The 16403-nt window shown below is 36.0% G+C and carries 19 protein-coding genes and 1 riboswitch; of the genes, 10 read left to right on the top strand and 9 right to left on the bottom strand.

The genetic code is table 11. The features are described from left to right. Positions 1–29: 29 nt before the first annotated feature. A complete protein-coding gene (locus QRY57_RS23430; protein WP_286016238.1) occupies positions 30–833 on the bottom strand; it encodes an alpha/beta hydrolase in 804 nt (267 codons plus the stop codon). A gap of 74 nt (positions 834–907) precedes the next feature. Here QRY57_RS23430 and QRY57_RS23435 point away from each other — a divergent pair, with 74 nt between their 5' ends. The 3 genes from QRY57_RS23435 to QRY57_RS23445 all read left to right on the top strand — a co-directional run bounded on the left by QRY57_RS23435 (position 908) and on the right by QRY57_RS23445 (position 3267). Then, positions 908–1420 (top strand): gamma carbonic anhydrase, encoded by a 513-nt coding sequence (locus tag QRY57_RS23435; RefSeq protein ID WP_098489156.1) that lies wholly within the window; start codon positions 908–910, stop codon positions 1418–1420. A 146-nt stretch (positions 1421–1566) separates the two neighbouring features. Next, a complete protein-coding gene (locus tag QRY57_RS23440) occupies positions 1567–2109 on the top strand; it encodes a phosphatase PAP2 family protein (RefSeq protein WP_286016239.1) in 543 nt (180 codons plus the stop codon). A 12-nt stretch (positions 2110–2121) separates the two neighbouring features. Further along, positions 2122–3267, top strand: coding sequence for a glycosyltransferase family 4 protein (locus QRY57_RS23445; protein ID WP_286016240.1), 1146 nt, complete (start codon positions 2122–2124; stop codon positions 3265–3267). Positions 3268–3314: 47 nt separating this feature from the next. Here QRY57_RS23445 and QRY57_RS23450 read toward each other — a convergent pair whose 3' ends face one another. Continuing rightward, a complete protein-coding gene (locus QRY57_RS23450; RefSeq protein WP_286016241.1) occupies positions 3315–3923 on the bottom strand; it encodes a molybdenum cofactor guanylyltransferase in 609 nt (202 codons plus the stop codon). Beyond that, positions 3920–4429: a MogA/MoaB family molybdenum cofactor biosynthesis protein gene (locus QRY57_RS23455; RefSeq protein WP_286016242.1), complete on the bottom strand. Its 510-nt coding sequence runs from the start codon at positions 4427–4429 to the stop codon at positions 3920–3922. The genes QRY57_RS23450 and QRY57_RS23455 overlap by 4 nt, the downstream gene beginning before the upstream one ends. A gap of 288 nt (positions 4430–4717) precedes the next feature. Here QRY57_RS23455 and QRY57_RS23460 point away from each other — a divergent pair, with 288 nt between their 5' ends. The 3 genes from QRY57_RS23460 to QRY57_RS23470 are packed head-to-tail and all read left to right on the top strand — an operon-like array spanning position 4718 to position 5634. Further along, positions 4718–4897, top strand: coding sequence for a hypothetical protein (locus QRY57_RS23460; RefSeq protein ID WP_208017243.1), 180 nt, complete (start codon positions 4718–4720; stop codon positions 4895–4897). A 6-nt stretch (positions 4898–4903) separates the two neighbouring features. Next, positions 4904–5095, top strand: coding sequence for a hypothetical protein (locus tag QRY57_RS23465; RefSeq protein WP_090688097.1), 192 nt, complete (start codon positions 4904–4906; stop codon positions 5093–5095). A gap of 14 nt (positions 5096–5109) precedes the next feature. Continuing rightward, positions 5110–5634, top strand: coding sequence for a GNAT family N-acetyltransferase (locus QRY57_RS23470; RefSeq protein WP_286016243.1), 525 nt, complete (start codon positions 5110–5112; stop codon positions 5632–5634). Between the two features lie 99 nt (positions 5635–5733). Here the strand turns inward: QRY57_RS23470 and metK are convergent, their stop codons facing one another. Next, entirely contained in the window at positions 5734–6933 is a 1200-nt protein-coding gene (gene metK, locus QRY57_RS23475; protein WP_026593801.1) for a methionine adenosyltransferase, read from the bottom strand. Positions 6934–7101: 168 nt separating this feature from the next. Then, a riboswitch (SAM riboswitch) is annotated at positions 7102–7223 on the bottom strand. 229 nt (positions 7224–7452) lie between these two features. Between metK and pckA the strand changes: the two genes are divergently transcribed. Further along, positions 7453–9039 carry a phosphoenolpyruvate carboxykinase (ATP) gene (gene pckA, locus QRY57_RS23480; protein WP_286016244.1) on the top strand — a complete coding sequence of 529 codons (1587 nt, stop codon included), beginning with the start codon at positions 7453–7455 and terminating at the stop codon, positions 9037–9039. Between the two features lie 327 nt (positions 9040–9366). Here the strand turns inward: pckA and QRY57_RS23485 are convergent, their stop codons facing one another. Next, positions 9367–9738 carry an ATP synthase subunit I gene (locus QRY57_RS23485; protein WP_026593803.1) on the bottom strand — a complete coding sequence of 124 codons (372 nt, stop codon included), beginning with the start codon at positions 9736–9738 and terminating at the stop codon, positions 9367–9369. Between the two features lie 447 nt (positions 9739–10185). On the opposite strand from QRY57_RS23485, the gene QRY57_RS23490 reads away from it, so the two are divergent. Beyond that, a complete protein-coding gene (locus QRY57_RS23490; RefSeq protein ID WP_286016245.1) occupies positions 10186–10407 on the top strand; it encodes a hypothetical protein in 222 nt (73 codons plus the stop codon). A 28-nt stretch (positions 10408–10435) separates the two neighbouring features. Here the strand turns inward: QRY57_RS23490 and QRY57_RS23495 are convergent, their stop codons facing one another. Both QRY57_RS23495 and QRY57_RS23500 read right to left on the bottom strand, forming a co-directional pair. After that, entirely contained in the window at positions 10436–11341 is a 906-nt protein-coding gene (locus tag QRY57_RS23495) for a DMT family transporter (protein ID WP_286016246.1), read from the bottom strand. 112 nt (positions 11342–11453) lie between these two features. Next, positions 11454–11777: an iron-sulfur cluster biosynthesis family protein gene (locus QRY57_RS23500; RefSeq protein WP_026593807.1), complete on the bottom strand. Its 324-nt coding sequence runs from the start codon at positions 11775–11777 to the stop codon at positions 11454–11456. 126 nt (positions 11778–11903) lie between these two features. Between QRY57_RS23500 and QRY57_RS23505 the strand changes: the two genes are divergently transcribed. After that, a complete protein-coding gene (locus tag QRY57_RS23505) occupies positions 11904–12821 on the top strand; it encodes a Nif3-like dinuclear metal center hexameric protein (RefSeq protein WP_286016247.1) in 918 nt (305 codons plus the stop codon). Beyond that, positions 12822–13154: an outer membrane protein assembly factor BamD gene (locus QRY57_RS23510; protein ID WP_286016248.1), complete on the top strand. Its 333-nt coding sequence runs from the start codon at positions 12822–12824 to the stop codon at positions 13152–13154. It abuts the gene before it with no gap. 369 nt (positions 13155–13523) lie between these two features. Here the strand turns inward: QRY57_RS23510 and QRY57_RS23515 are convergent, their stop codons facing one another. Together QRY57_RS23515 and QRY57_RS23520 are read right to left on the bottom strand one after the other, a co-directional pair. Beyond that, positions 13524–14744 carry an ATP-binding protein gene (locus QRY57_RS23515; RefSeq protein ID WP_286016249.1) on the bottom strand — a complete coding sequence of 407 codons (1221 nt, stop codon included), beginning with the start codon at positions 14742–14744 and terminating at the stop codon, positions 13524–13526. Positions 14745–14908: 164 nt separating this feature from the next. Next, positions 14909–16108 (bottom strand): ATP-binding protein, encoded by a 1200-nt coding sequence (locus QRY57_RS23520; protein ID WP_286016250.1) that lies wholly within the window; start codon positions 16106–16108, stop codon positions 14909–14911. Positions 16109–16403 lie beyond the last annotated feature (295 nt).

The following is a 16403-nucleotide window of genomic DNA, read 5'->3' on the forward strand; positions in this document are numbered from 1 at the left end:
TTCATCTCCACTATTAAATGTCCAAATCATTATTTATTTGTTTCTATTATGTTATTTACATGTATTTCAGTAAATGCTTTGATATAGCTTAAAATTTCATCTCGCTCATATTCATTTAATAGCTCATGGTAACAATTTGACCATTCTTTATACGTCTTATCATTAACCTTTAAGTTATCAAACCATTTACGGACACGTGTTTTATCTACAAGTTTATCCTCACACGCCTGCATTAGCAAGAGCGGAACATCTGGAAACTCATCAATTTTTTCATGGGCAATCTCAATTGATTTTATCAATTCACTATACCAACGAACTGACACCTTGCGCAAGAACAACGAATCATTCTCCATCGCATCGCGAATTTCTTTATTCCTAGTTGACATTTCTACTGTAAGATTTGTGGGGAATTGGAGTTTCGGTGTGAGAATATTTAACAACTTTGAAGCAGCTCGAAGCGGAGCAGCAGGTGCAGCTAAAACACCTAGACATGGCGAGCTTAATATAATTCCATCTATGTCTTCTCGCTTCGTTTCTTCCATCATACGAATGACAATAAGTCCGCCCATACTATGACCAAATAAAAAAATAGGAAGCCGATATTTCCTTGCTTCTTTCACCCATAATTTTACTTCCTCTATGTATTCATCAAATGAGTCGATATGTCCTCTATTTCTTGAAGTTGTTCCATGAGCCGGAAGATCTCCCATAACAACATGATACCCAAAATGAGTCCACATTTCTGCTAGTACCTCATAACGTCCGTGATATTCCATCGCCCCGTGCACAATCACGATTACCGCTTTGGCTGTTTCTGCTTCATAATTCCACATACGAAACTCCTCCATTTCACTCTTTTCTGTAATTTGATACACTAAAACTAGTTTCTAGGAAAGGAAGGCTTTACATGATATATCCTTATAAAGATAAAAATCCGAAAATTGCGAGTAGTGCTTTTATCGCTGACTACGTTACGATTACAGGTGATGTTACAATCGGCGAAGAATCAAGCATTTGGTTTAATACTGTTATTCGCGGTGATGTTTCGCCAACAATCATTGGAAATAGAGTAAATGTACAAGATCAATGTACGCTTCATCAAAGTCCACAGTATCCCCTTATTTTAGAAGACGATGTTACAGTTGGACATCAAGTGATTTTACATAGCTGCACTTTAAAAAAAGATGCTTTAATCGGGATGGGATCCATTATTTTAGATGGTGCTGAAATTGGCGAAGGTGCATTCATCGGTGCCGGTAGCTTAGTTTCACAAGGAAAGAAGATCCCTCCTCATACACTAGCTTTCGGTCGTCCGGCAAAGGTTATTCGCGAACTAACAGATGAAGATCGAAAAGATATGGAACGCATTCGCAAACAGTATGTTGAAAAAGGGCAATATTATAAGTCACTGCAAAAATAGTTCTACTTGCTGCCATTAAAGTGGCAGCTTTTTTTCATTAAAACTCTAACGTTCTCTTTACAAAATCTTATTATTCCCTCAATAAATTCTTATTAAAATAAAAGATATCATCTCAATACATATATAAATGAGGGGAGAGAGGTTTCATGAAAGCTAAATCCGTCAACTCCTTATACAAAATAGAATGTTACATTTTCAAAGGAATTAACCGTTACTTTGATCAAAAAACATTAAATATCTTTTTCCGCACGATTACACATATCGGTGGTGCAACCTTTTCTATCTCGCTCACGTTATGCCTTCTTATCTTTTCAAAAGGACTTCTGCACACTGCCGCAATTGCAGCAGCTCTTTCATTAACAATGAGTCATATTCCTGTGCAAATATTAAAAAGATGGTACCCACGTAAACGACCTTACTTAACGATTCAAGATGCAAAATACCCATTGCATCCACTACAAGATCATTCATTTCCATCCGGTCATACAACAGCTATTTTTTCAGTAGCTGTTCCCTTTATTTGTTATGATCCAACCTTAATATTTTTTTTACTTCCAGTAGCAATGATTGTGGGAATCTCCCGCATCTATCTTGGACTTCATTATCCATCTGATGTATTTGTAGGTATGTGCCTTGGCACATGTTCTGGCATTATCTCTTTTTATCAATTCATTCCACTTGTTATGTAAAGGGGAGATTAGATGAGAGTCGCCATATTTACTGATACATTCACACCGCAAGTAAATGGTGTAGCAAAAACTTTAGATCGTTTAACTCGTTATTTTCAAAAACAAAATATTGCCTATTCTGTATTCGCACCACAACATACAGCAGAAGATAATTTTGTCGCCAATGTGAATAAGATGAGGAGCATCCCGCTGAAAATACTATATCCAGAATGCCGCTTTGCGTTTCCAACCCCGCGTATTAGACGGGAACTTCTCGCATTTAATCCTGATATCATTCATGTTGCTACTCCTTTTAACATGGGGCTTTGCGGCATGTATTATGCGAAAAAACTAGGTATTCCTCTTGTCGGTTCTTATCACACTGACTTTGACGCTTATTTACAATATTATAAAATTGAATTTTTCTCCAATATGTTATGGAATTATTTGAAATGGTTCCACAGTCATATGCAAAAAAACTTTGTCCCTTCTTCTGAAACATTGCAGCAATTAACTCAAAAGAAATTTCGAAATTTATATATATGGGGACGAGGAGTAGATTGTGCTCTCTTCCATCCTACTTACAATAAAGACGTATTCCGAAAAAAATATAATATTACTGCTTCATACATTCTTTCATACGTCGGACGCATTGCCCCTGAAAAAGATATTGATACCCTTCGTAGGCTTATTCATACAACAATAAAAGAACGAAAAGATGCGATTCATTGGCTTATTGCTGGAAATGGTCCTCTTGCTAAAGATTTACGTGAAACTACACCAACCAATAACGTAACCTTTACTGGATATTTGGAAAGAGAAAACCTAGCAGAGGCTTACGCCTGCTCTGACCTTATGATATTTCCTTCAGCTACAGAAACATTTGGTAATGTCGTGCTTGAATCTCTCGCATGTGGTACACCAGTTATTGGTGCAAATTCTGGCGGAGTAAAAAATATTATTGCAGATGGAAAAACAGGTTTTCTTTGCGAGCCCAAAAATACGAACTCATTTTTATCATCCATTTATCAATTGTTAAATAGCGAAGAAGCGCGTAAACAAATGAGTATAGCGGCTCGATCCTATGCCACTACACAAAGTTGGGATGAAATTTTTCACGGCTTATACATGCAATATGAAGAGGTGCTTCAGCAAAGTAATGCTGAACTATTTGCTTAAATAGGAAAGTTCCATTCATAAAGGAAAAAGGTATGACTTCTATAACGTCATACCTTTTTGGTCTTGTTCTCCTTGAGTACCCGGACATATTCCTCTTTCGTATTTACATTCACAAACAATTCCTTAACCGCGTTCCATTCTTCTTCCATCACATACTTTACGTTACACTGTGATAAAAGTTGTCCCATACTTCGCTTTTCTTCCTCTAATAGCGTATAAATTTTCTCTTTCATACTCTGATGATATGCCGCTAATAACGGCTGTTTTCTGCCATCAATCACTGGAACAATTGCCTCATAGCCTTCACTGATTTGTTTTACTAATGCGGTAATCCACTCATTTGAAAGGTTCGGCGTATCACAAGGCAAAATGATATACCATTCTGCTTCAATATGCTCCATTCCCGATACAATCCCAGCAAGCGGTCCATCTCCTTTATAGGAAGGAATATCTTCTATAACAGGAACGTCTACTAAAGTAACAATTTTCTCTTTTATATTAGGATGACTAATTACAACTACATCTTGCACAGTAGTCTGTATCACCTGAACGATGTGTTCAATAAAAGTATGTCCTTGCCAAATCGCCAACGCTTTCGGCTCCCCAAAACGTCTCGACCTACCACCTGCTAATACAATTCCGGCGAGTTTTTTCATTGGCGATGCAGCTCAAATGTAATGTGCCCAAGCTCTGGCAAAATCAATTTGTTCATCGCAAGGCGAACAGCCCCGCTAGAACCTGGCATTGAAAAGACAACTTTTCTTCCGATTGTTCCGCCAATTGCTCTACTTAACATTGCAGCGCTTCCGATATCTTCTAAATAACTAATCATCCGAAACAATTCACCAAATCCAACAATTTCTTTATCTAATAATGCCGAAACTGCCTCAATCGTAACATCACGCTTTGTAATGCCTGTTCCTCCATTTGTTAACACCACATCAACATCTTCTTGATGATATCCACTTAATACAGCCTGTCTAATACTTTCTTTATCATCTTTTACAATTTCATAAGCAGTTACCGTATGTCCTGCTTCCATTAATAATTCTTTTAATAGCTTACCACTCTTATCCGTTTCTTCTGTGCGCGTATCAGAAACTGTAATAATTTTACAGTGTGCTTTTTTAGGCGCTTGCTTTTTATGTTCTATTACGCTCATTTTTATTCGCTCCTTCTTATGAACTACTCATAATTTTATCATACCTGATAGAAGTTCTCTCAAATGTGCAGTACATCACATTTACATAATTATCTAGTGAACGGCTAAAACATTATGATACAATATTGGTATATATAACCATAAAAAAGAGGTCCTATGATTCTAACCGTACATACTTAACAAGTACAGCGATTCCTCTCTTACTCGCTACTTATTTCATTGCATTTAAATTCGTGCGAAACGATCTGATATATACTAAATAATTTTTCATAATTAGGAGGCTCGTTCATGGAACTTTATAAGAAACTCACAACGGTATTTATCCTTCTATTTGTCGCTTCCATCAGTGCTGGAATGGCATTAAAGGACGCTGTCCCATACTCAGCAATCGGCGGATGGGGATTTGCGACACTCTTTTTACTATGCAGTGCATTTTGCGCCGGAAAAGCACGTCAAAAGAAAGGTTGATGACCATTGTTTCGCAAAAAACCTACACTTTGCAGATCATGCGACAAAGAAATTCAAACATATGAAAAAGCTTGGGTTCATATGCCTTTTCCTCCAAGCGGAATGACGAATATGAAAAAATATATTGAACTTGATGGAGAAGTATATTGCAGTTCGTGTGCTGGAGTATGTAAGAGCCAAAATAATACAGTAAAGTAAAGGAGGTTTTTCACTTGTTCGAAACAAATCGGATTCGTTTACGAAAGTTTTCAGAAAGTGATATTCCAACCTATTACCATTGGCGAAATGATATAGAAGTTATGAGCGCTACCAGTCTCAATCTTGATACGTATTCATTTCAGGAAGTAGAGCAATTTTGCGGGCAAATCATTCACTCCCCTACTTCTAAAAGTTATATCATTGAACAAAAAAAGAGTAGCCTCCCCATTGGCATCACATCTTTAATTAACATCGATACACATAATCGAAATGCAGAATGTATTATCGATATCGGAAAGAAAGATTATTGGGGGCAGGGATACGGAAAAGAAGCATTAACTTTATTATTGGATTACGCCTTTTTAGAATTAAACTTACACCGTATATCCTTACGTGTTTTTTCATTTAATGACAGAGCGATTCACCTTTATAAAAAGCTCGGTTTTCAGCATGAAGGTACGTGTAAGGAGGCTGTATTCCGAAATGGTAAATGGCATGATATTGAAATGTTTGCCTTGCTACAGTCTAATTACAATTGAACTCCCCCCACCTACCGTTACACGCTTGGGGTAGGGTCTTCTCGCTAAATATGATAAAAAAAAAGCCTTGCGCTCCGCGCAAAGCTTTTCATTCTTATATTATAGACTAGCTTGCTCTTTTAAAGTTGCTGCTTTGTCTGTACGTTCCCATGAAAGATCTACATCAGTACGTCCGAAGTGGCCGTAAGCTGCTGTTTGTTTGTAAATTGGGCGACGTAAGTCTAGCATTTTGATGATACCAGCTGGGCGAAGATCGAAGTTGTTACGAACTAGTTCTACTAGTACTTCTTCAGATACTTTACCAGTGCCAAATGTATCAACTGAAATTGATACCGGTTGTGCTACACCAATTGCGTATGCAAGTTGTACTTCTGCTTTTTCAGCAAGACCAGCTGCAACGATGTTTTTCGCAACATAACGAGCTGCGTATGCTGCAGAACGGTCAACTTTTGTTGCATCTTTACCAGAGAATGCACCGCCGCCATGACGAGCGTATCCACCGTAAGTATCAACGATAATTTTACGTCCTGTTAAACCAGCATCCCCTTGTGGTCCACCGATTACGAAACGACCAGTTGGGTTAATGAAGAATTTCGTTTCTTCATCCATTAATTCTGCTGGTACTACAGCTTTGATTACGTGCTCTTTTAAGTCGCGATCGATTTGTTCCCATGTAGCTTCCGGGTGATGCTGTGTAGAAATTACAATTGTATCGATGCGTACTGGTTTACCATTTTCATCATACTCAACTGTAACTTGCGTTTTACCATCTGGACGTAAATATTCTAATGTTTCATCTTTACGAACTTCCGTTAAACGACGAGCTAATTTGTGAGCAAGCGAGATTGGAAGTGGCATTAATTCTTTTGTTTCATTACATGCAAAACCAAACATTAAACCTTGGTCCCCTGCACCAATTGCCTCAATCTCAGCGTCAGTCATTTGACCTTCACGCGCTTCTAACGCTTGGTCAACACCCATAGCGATGTCAGCAGACTGCTCATCAATAGATGTTAAAACTGCACAAGTTTCTGCATCGAATCCATACTTTGCACGAGTGTAACCGATACCTTGAATTGTTTCACGAACGATTTTTGGAATATCTACATAAGTAGAAGTTGTAATCTCCCCCGCTACCAATACTAAACCAGTTGTTACTGTTGTTTCACAAGCTACACGTGCGTTTGCGTCTTTTGCTAAGATCGCGTCTAAAATTGAATCAGAAATTTGGTCACAAATTTTATCTGGATGTCCTTCAGTTACAGACTCAGATGTGAACAGATGACGTTGTTTTGTCATGTGGTAAACCTCCCTACAGTAATTGTATATATTGTACGGAACTCATCCTTAATTTGCCACAAACTGCGACATTCATATATTCTCCCAAACAAGTAAAAGAAAAACCTTTCCCACTTAACATAGAGGAAAGGTTTAATTTGCTACTTGCATACTGCTTTTTGCCCTTCGCTCTTATCGTTCGAGACCGTTCGCCTCGCACAGGTTTTAGCACCTATTCACTTGTATTTACCGTTACAAGTGAGGTTGCCGGGCTTCATCGGGCCTGTCCCTCCGCCAGCTCGGGATAAGAGAGTATCCGTCCCAACCTATACTAAAGAAATGATATTCATTTGTCAATTAATATTCACATATTCCCACAAGTTTTTCGGATTATTTGTCGAACGAAATATAAATAGGAAAATAATACATTCACACAAACAAAAATAAATAAATAGTATACATTATTTATATGATTGTGTTATACTCTTGTTGGGGATTACGAGAAAAATTTCATTAAAATGAAAAGGATGGTATATAAATATGAGTACTGTGAATGTCCAAATTGGATTACACGAATTACTGAACGGAAGCAATGCACAGGTTCAACTAAGCGTTCCACAATTAGTAGAAAAAGTTCTAATGAGAAATGAAGGGAAATTGACTTCTACTGGCGCTGTATCTGCTTCTACAGGAAAATATACAGGACGTTCTCCTAAAGATAAATTTATTGTGAAAGAAGCATCGGTTGCAGATAAGATCGCTTGGGGATCTGTAAATCAACCGATTTCTGAAGAACATTTTAATAAATTATATACAAAAGTATTAGAATACTTAAAAGAAAAAGAAGAATTATTCGTATTTAAAGGATTCGCTGGCGCTGATCGTAACTATCGCCTTCCATTACAAGTTGTTAATGAATATGCATGGCACAATTTATTCGTACATCAATTATTTATTCGTCCAACTGAAGACGAATTAGCAAATCATGAAGCTGAGTTCACAATTGTTTCTGCACCAAGCTTTAAAGCAGATCCAGAGATTGACGGCACAAACTCTGAAGCATTCATTATGGTTTCATTTGAAAAACGCATCGTATTAATCGGTGGTACTGAATACGCTGGAGAGATGAAAAAATCAATCTTCTCTATTATGAACTTCTTACTTCCAGAACAAGATATTTTATCTATGCACTGTTCTGCAAACGTAGGTGAAGAAGGTGATGTTGCTCTATTCTTCGGTTTATCTGGAACAGGTAAAACAACATTATCTGCTGACCCACACCGTAAATTAATTGGTGATGATGAGCACGGTTGGTCTGATAACGGCGTATTCAATATTGAAGGCGGTTGCTACGCAAAATGTATTAACCTTTCTCATGAAAAAGAGCCACAAATTTTTGATGCAATTACATTTGGATCAGTGCTTGAGAACGTTGTAATTGATAATCAAACACGTATTGCAGATTATAATGATACTACATTAACAGAAAATACACGTGCTGCATACCCAATTGATGCGATTGATAATATCGTAGTACCAAGTGTTGCAGGACATCCAAATACAATTATTTTCTTAACTGCTGATGCATCTGGAGTATTGCCTCCAATCAGTAAGTTAAATAAAGAGCAAGCTATGTACCATTTCTTAAGCGGTTACACTAGTAAACTAGCTGGAACTGAGCGCGGTGTAACATCTCCGCAAGCAACGTTCTCAACTTGCTTCGGTTCTCCATTCTTGCCACTTGATGCATCTCGCTATGCTGAAATGCTTGGTGAAAAGATCGAGAAACATGATGCGAAAGTATTCTTAGTAAACACTGGCTGGACTGGTGGCGAATACGGCGTTGGAAAACGTATGAACTTAGGTTACACTCGTGCAATGGTACAATCAGCATTAAACGGCGAGCTTGATAACGCTGAAACAGCGAAACATGACATCTTCGGTCTTGAAGTGCCACTTCATGTACCAGGTGTACCTGATGAAGTATTAATACCTGAACAAACATGGGCTGATAAAGCAGCTTACAAAGCAAAAGCAATCGAACTTGCAGATAAGTTCAAAGAAAACTTCAAAAAGTTCGAGAACGTTTCTGAAAGCATTATCAAATTAGGCGGTCCAATCGCTTAATTTAACCTTTACTGTTTGAATACCCCTTTACTCATATGAATAAGTATAGTGTAGCCTAAAAAATTCGCGTACTCACCGACAAAACCCATGCGACTTTATAGGTTACACATACTTACAATAAAAAAGAAGCTTACGCTAAAAAGTAAGCTTCTTTCTATATATCTTGATTTTCTAACATACAAATCGCTGCTTGGCAAACAAATACAGATTCTCCACTCATTTTCTCCATTTGTTTTCACATGACATAGGGTAGAAAAATTCTCTGATCACTTCTATCCACCATCGAATCCTCTCTCTTACCTAAAAAAGAAAAGGTTCTGTATTTACCTATTTCTTCGCATCTTTCATGCTGTAATAACCTAAATTAATAACGATTAAGAAATAACCACCCATAATCCCAACAGCAAATGCCCACATAACCATATGATGTTCAATTTCATACATAATAATTGCGCCGAGTATCGCTGCTGCAAAACGATTAACCATACCAAGAGTCGGTGCTTTACTCTTTTTTACAATACTATCTCCAAGCTTTTCAATACGTCTTCCTAAAATCCAAACGCAATACATACTAACGAGTAAACCAATCCCTACACCTAAAAAGTGTGCAGAAAAAGGTGTCATCGCCCAACCTAATAGCATTGCACCTAGCAAATAATACATTTGGATTTTAAATGACCTTAATGACATACTAATCATGCAGTTCTCCTTTATCATCTTATTTACATATCATCAGACTTTATCTGTTACATTCGAAAATAAACAACATAAACACTACACTTATGTTGTTAAAATTATTTTTTGGAAATAATATTATACAAGATTTTTAGTTTGGAAGCAGGCGCAACTTGTGACTTTTTTTCAAACATTTCTCATAGATTTACAAAAAAGTGATATCAATCTACAAAAATATGGATATGATGTAGATATATCCACTTTCATTTTCCAACATATAAACCGAGGCCTTGGAAACAAAAAGAGATCTCCGCTCGTTTTCTCCTTCTGTTCTCACATGGCATGCGGCAAAAAAAGGTCTTACCACTTCTACGCTCGACCAAATCCTCTCTCCCACCTATAAAGAAAGGTTTTATGTCAGTTTTTCAATTTATATGTATGTAATGAGTACACAAATAAAGGGGGCGTCTAATGATTTATTTTTTAATGGCTCTCATTCACCTCATTATCCCTGCACTTATAGGACTCTCATTATATTGGTACACAAAAGAACATAGTATCTTCTATGCTGTCCTCGGTGTTCTTCTCTGCGGAATTATTCTTATTGCACTATTCCGCATACCTTTTCTCAACTTTATCCCACTTATAATTTCCATTTTTTTACTTATATTTTTACCAAAAATAAAAAAATAGGAAAGCAGATCATGACTGATCTGTTTTCCTATTTTGATATATATTCTGATGCGATATGCTGCGCATCAAGTTTTTCAGACTTTACAAACCATAAGCCAAGAAAGATAATACAACCACCAATCATCTGTTGGAACGAAATATGCTCTTTCGCCCATACCGCCGCAAATACAACCGCAACAAGCGGTGTAATGTACATATATACCATCGTATGTGAAGCACCAATTTTTTGAACCCCGACATACCAAATGACTAAACCAAATACCGTTACAAAGAAAATAGAATATAGTAGTGCAAACCATGACATCCCTTGTTCAATTTGGAATGGCAGCAAAAAAACATGTGGGCCGCTCAGTGTAACAAGCGGAATTGCTCCAACAACTGCTGACCATGTAGTCACACGAAGTGCCGAATATTTTTTTATAAGTGGTCCTGCTAAAACTGGATATAGCCCCCAGCATATCGATGTAATGAGTCCAATTCCATTTCCATAAAAAGACCCAGCAAGTGAATGTCCTACTAATAAAACAAGGGAGGCACCGATGCAAGCTATAATAGAGCCAACTAATTTTCGCGAAGAAAACTTCTCTTGTCTAAGAAAAATTGCAAACACCGTTGTAAAAATAGGTGAAATAGAAATAAGTAAAGAAGCATTCGTAGCGGATGTATACTTTATAGTTTCCATAAATAATGTTTGATACAGCACGATTCCCACAACACTAACTACAATGAGCCTTGGTATATCCCTTAATTCCATGTGCAATGACTTTTCAATATAAAATGTAAGTACTACTAATAGCGGTGCTGCTGCAATCATCCGGAGCGCAGTAAACTCAATTGCTGTAAGTTCTACAAGTCCGTATTTTCCAATTGTATAATTGATACCCCAAATCATAACCACACTTAAAAGTAATAATTCAATCCCCCATCTTCTCATATGTATCCCCTCCGCACAGAAAATTATACAGAAAATTCAATCATATGTACATTTCATTACATGAAAAATTACATAAGAAAAAGGAGCATGCAATTTGCCCCTTTTTAATAAATTATACTCGAATATGCAGTTTCATAGTTGGATTATAAAATTGGCTCGGACTTTTCAGTTGAAAATGCCCGCCTGATTCATGTAAATCAACGATAAGCTTATCATCCATAAACACAAGCTTTGTTCGATCTGCAATGAATTGTAATTTATTTGATTCAATATCGACATCACGTTCATCTTTTTCTGATACAGCCACTAAATCGATAATCCCGCTCATCACGCAGCCGCACCCTTCATTATCATAAAATAATTTTATAAACTTTGTTTCACTTGGAATCGTATCCATAATCTTTTTATATGCTGCATCTGTTACAGTCACATTCATTTCTCTTTCCTCCTACTTCTATACATAATTCTTATATTGTACCATTCTTTTTGTGAATTCTATCCACTTGTTATATACAGAAAATTACAACTACTATACAATGAATGTGATAAAGGAGGAGAGATTATGCCAGCCTTAAAAGAAGTACAATATGCACTAGATTCTTTATTTCAAATCAAAAAATATGGAAAAGACAGTGCCTTTAGTCGCTTTATTCCAGCTGTATACGAGCCAATCGAATTTCCTTGGCGACAATTTTTTGAAGCAGACTTTGTAAATACCTTTAACGGTCTTATGATAAAAGGTGCTGAAACTGTAAACACAATCTTTTTAGCTGTCTTTCCAACAGATGATGTTCTCGAAAAATTCATCTCACAATCCAAGCCAGGTGATTTACTTTTTATGCATCACCCTCTTGTGATGGAATGTGGTGATCCACTCGGAAAATCTGGACGAGGCTTTGTACCTATTCCAATGCACGATTTACAAACTATCAAAGAAAAAGAACTCTCTATTTATACATGTCACGTTCCAATGGATCATCATCAAACATATGGAACAAGCATTGCGATTGCTAAAGCTCTAGAGGCCAATATAGTAGATGGATTTGCTTATGATGGAAAAGATATACCCTGCGGACTCATTTGCGAAATACATGAAACAACAACAAGAAACCTCGAACAACGTCTAAAAGAACTCTTCCACGTTCCATACATAGACTTTGAAGGTAAACACCATGAATCTATTAAAAAAATTGCGATTATCGCTGGTTGCGGTGATAAAGTAGATCTTCTCAAAGAAGCAGAAGAAAAAGGTGCCGAGGCGTATATTACAGGGGAAATTCATTGTCATATCGATAATGAATACGGCAAATACAAATATTCATTAATTATGGATTATGTGAAAGAAACAAATATGTCGCTTATCGGCGTATCACATGCAGCTTCTGAATACTTAATAAAGAAAACTTTGATACGTGATTGGTTTATAGAAAACTTTAATGTGGATATTGTTTTACTTCCGCAGAAGAAATGGTGGTATTAAATGAGAGGTCGAATACTTTCTTTCGCACTCCTCGTTCTTGCTTGTTTTCTATTAAGCTCATGTAAAAGTACCCCTAAGGACGAATTAAAGAAAACGGTATGGAATCAATTATCTGAGCATGCGAAAGAAGAAATAAGTACTGGCTGGAAGCATGCTACAGTTACGACAGAAACGTTGCAAGCTGGAATATCTTCTGTCAAAGATTCCTCTTATATTGGAAAAGAGGTCTATCGTGTTTCGTTTCCATCTGATCGTTCTTACAAACTTGGAAATGTAGATGCGTTTGTTGATATGAAAACGAAGAAAATCATTGGATTCGGTCTGCGAGATTAATTATAAAAAGGTACCACTAAGAATCCTTTTTTCTTCATGCTTGGCGGTTTCTAAAAATATAATCGCTTCCTTTTTCTATCAGATTTTGCTGAAAGAGTACCCCTACTTCAAACGAAGTTAAGTGAGGGCGTATTCATGTAAACATCTACCTATCAATAGGCTATATTAGCCTAAACTATAATATGAAATATTGCATATCATTCCTTCATACTGTATATGATATAATCCTAAAGCAATCTGTTAGTAATCCTTCTTCATGCAAATCGCTAACTTGAAAAGTTAAGGACTACTAGAACTCAAATAATATGTAAAACTTATGACATCAAAAAAGAGAAAATTCGTTTATTGAACGGATTTTCTCTTTTTATTTTATTGCGAAATTGGAAGCACAATCTCAACCGTAGTTCCAACTCCCACTTCACTCTCAAACTGTAACTTGCCCTGATGTTCTTCAATAATCTTATATGTAACCATTAATCCTAAACCAGTTCCTTCATCTTTCGTTGTATAAAAAGCTTCGCTCAGTTTAGGAATTTTATCTTTCGGTATGCCGCATCCCTCATCCTTGATTCGAATTACCATTGCATCTTTTAATGTAACTTCAATGATAATTATTCCACCATCTTGCATGGATTCAATCGCATTTTTTATTACATTTAAAAACACCTGTTTTAAACGTTTTTCATTACATATTATACTTGGTAATTCACCTTTATAAATGGTATGTATTTTAATTCCTTGTTCCGAAGCAGGCTGTCCCATAATTCTTACCACGTATGAAAGAATGTCCTTTATATCATGATTCTTGTATTCCATCGGCCTAGAATTCCCAAGCTCCACAAGTTCGGTGGCAATTGTATCGATTCTTTCAATTTCTTGCTCCATAATATCACAATATACTTTATCATCAGGGTACTTTTCGTGTTGCCCTCTAATAAAGCTTTTCAAAAGCATTAATGGATTACGCATTTTAAAACCGATAACTGTTGCCATCCTGCCAATTACAGCCATCTTCTCCGACTGTTGCAATTCCTTATGTGTCATTTCAATTGTGCGTATATAAGCTTGGAATCTCAATAAAATAACCCATCCTATAATGGAAAACAAGCTACAAAGGACAATGGGAACGAGAACAATAAAAGAATGCACAACCACTCCCATTAAGGCATACTTTACTATTGTTCCTCCTGCTACTAACCAAAAATAGCGCTTGTTCAAAAAGAATGGTGCAAAAAGAAAGAAAAATCCTTCCACTATATTTCCTGCATCAAACTCTAAATCTGTTCCATAGTAAATGATAAAATTATGAATAAAATCTAATGTATTATATCCTATGAAAATAATATATTTCACAGCATATGGATTCTTTCGCCTCATCACATATATTCCTACAAGCACCAATATAGCCGTAAGAATATACAACCATATCCCTAAACCTTGTTCTACAATTGGGGCCTCATTTACGCCTTCTAGCTTCGGCATAATATAATAAGATGCAACATCATAAATAAAAAAAGTAGCAATGAATAAACTTAAAAACAGCCTTAACGTTCGAACCTGTTCCCTTGTTAATCTATCAATACTGTCCATGTAGTAACTCCTCTATTCACAATACACATACTTCACAAATCTTTCCTTCTATATAAATCTATTTTGATTTTTCAACATATAAGTCTCTGCTATAAAGAACAGAAGATGGCCTGTACTCGTTTTCTCTCCTTGGAAAGATTATATGTCGATTTTCCAACTTATTCTTATATAGGTAAAATAATGTCTACTTTCGTTCCTACATTTCTTTTACTCGTAATATGTATTTCCCCATTATGTTCTTCAATAATTTTGCAAGCAACAGTAAGCCCTAAACCTATGCCATCTTTTTTTGTTGTATAGAAGGCCTCTGTTATACGATTTAAATCTTCCTCCTCTATGCCACACCCATTATCTACAATACTTACTATTACATCATCCTTGTTTCGCTTCTTTATATCTATCCAAAGTGTTCCCCCATGTCCCATCGCTTCAATCGCATTCTTTATTATATATAGAAATACTCCTTTTAATTTACGATTATCACACTCTATTTTTATTTGATCAGGTGCAACATCATAAGTGAGATACAGCTGTTTTTTGTTTATTTCTGCACTCATTTCTTTCATCGCTTTTGATACAATTTCTTCTATTAAATGACTACTATATGTAGAAGGCTTACAAGTTGCCATCGCCATCAGTTCACTTATCATATTATTTATGTGTTCAATCTCATCAATCATATGTTCATACACCTTATCATCCGCATATTTCTCTTTCTGCAATTGTGTAAATCCTTTTAATGAGGAAAGTGGGTTTTTAATTTCATGTCCAACAGACGCTGCCATTTTCCCAATAACCGCGAGCTTTTCGGACTCTCGTTTTTCTATCATCACACTGTTTACAGTAGAAAGGTACTGCAAAAATCGATTCAATAGGAGATATGCTACAAATAATAAGAGACTATACATAACCAACTGCATAAATGCTGTTTTTTTCCCCAGGATCAAAAGCGCACCATATTTACCCATAATAACTAAAAATAACCACTTCAAGTACCGTTTACTCATAAAAATTGGCACAAATAAAATAAAAATAAATTCAAGTATATTCCCACCATCAAATGCTACTTTATTGCGAGTTGCATACCAGTACAAATTGAAAATCTCCGAAAACATATAAGCTAATAAATATATATACTTAATACGATATACCTGTTCCTTGTTTACTAGATACATACTGTATGCTATTAAGCAGGCTCCATACAAAAGCGTTGGAACTTGAACCTTTAATCTTATTAGTAGTTCAGAATCTCCTAGCATAACAGAATAAGCTGTTTCATATATACCCCATACAATATTCAATACCCATAAAAAGAGTCGAGCATTTTTCTTTTCTTCTTGAAATGAGATAAAGTTTTCTTTCACTTTAACACTTCCTCAAATCCCATATACTTTCACTATATTATTATCAATACTTATTATAATAAATGATAGTAGTATTTGACCAAAATAATATCGAATAATGCAGAAAATTTTAACCTGATTCATGAATTTGATAATTCACATAATTTTCAATAATATGTACTTAAAAACGTTATTATGTGTTATATACTGAACTTGTCAGGTTAACTGTAAAGAGAACTCCCCGGTTCTTTGTGTTTGAGCTATTTTGTCTGATTACCCCGTTATGAAATATAAGTCAAAAGAGAACTTGTAGCAT

This window comes from Bacillus arachidis (assembly GCF_030285945.1).
GTDB lineage: Bacteria > Bacillota > Bacilli > Bacillales > Bacillaceae_G > Bacillus_A > Bacillus_A arachidis.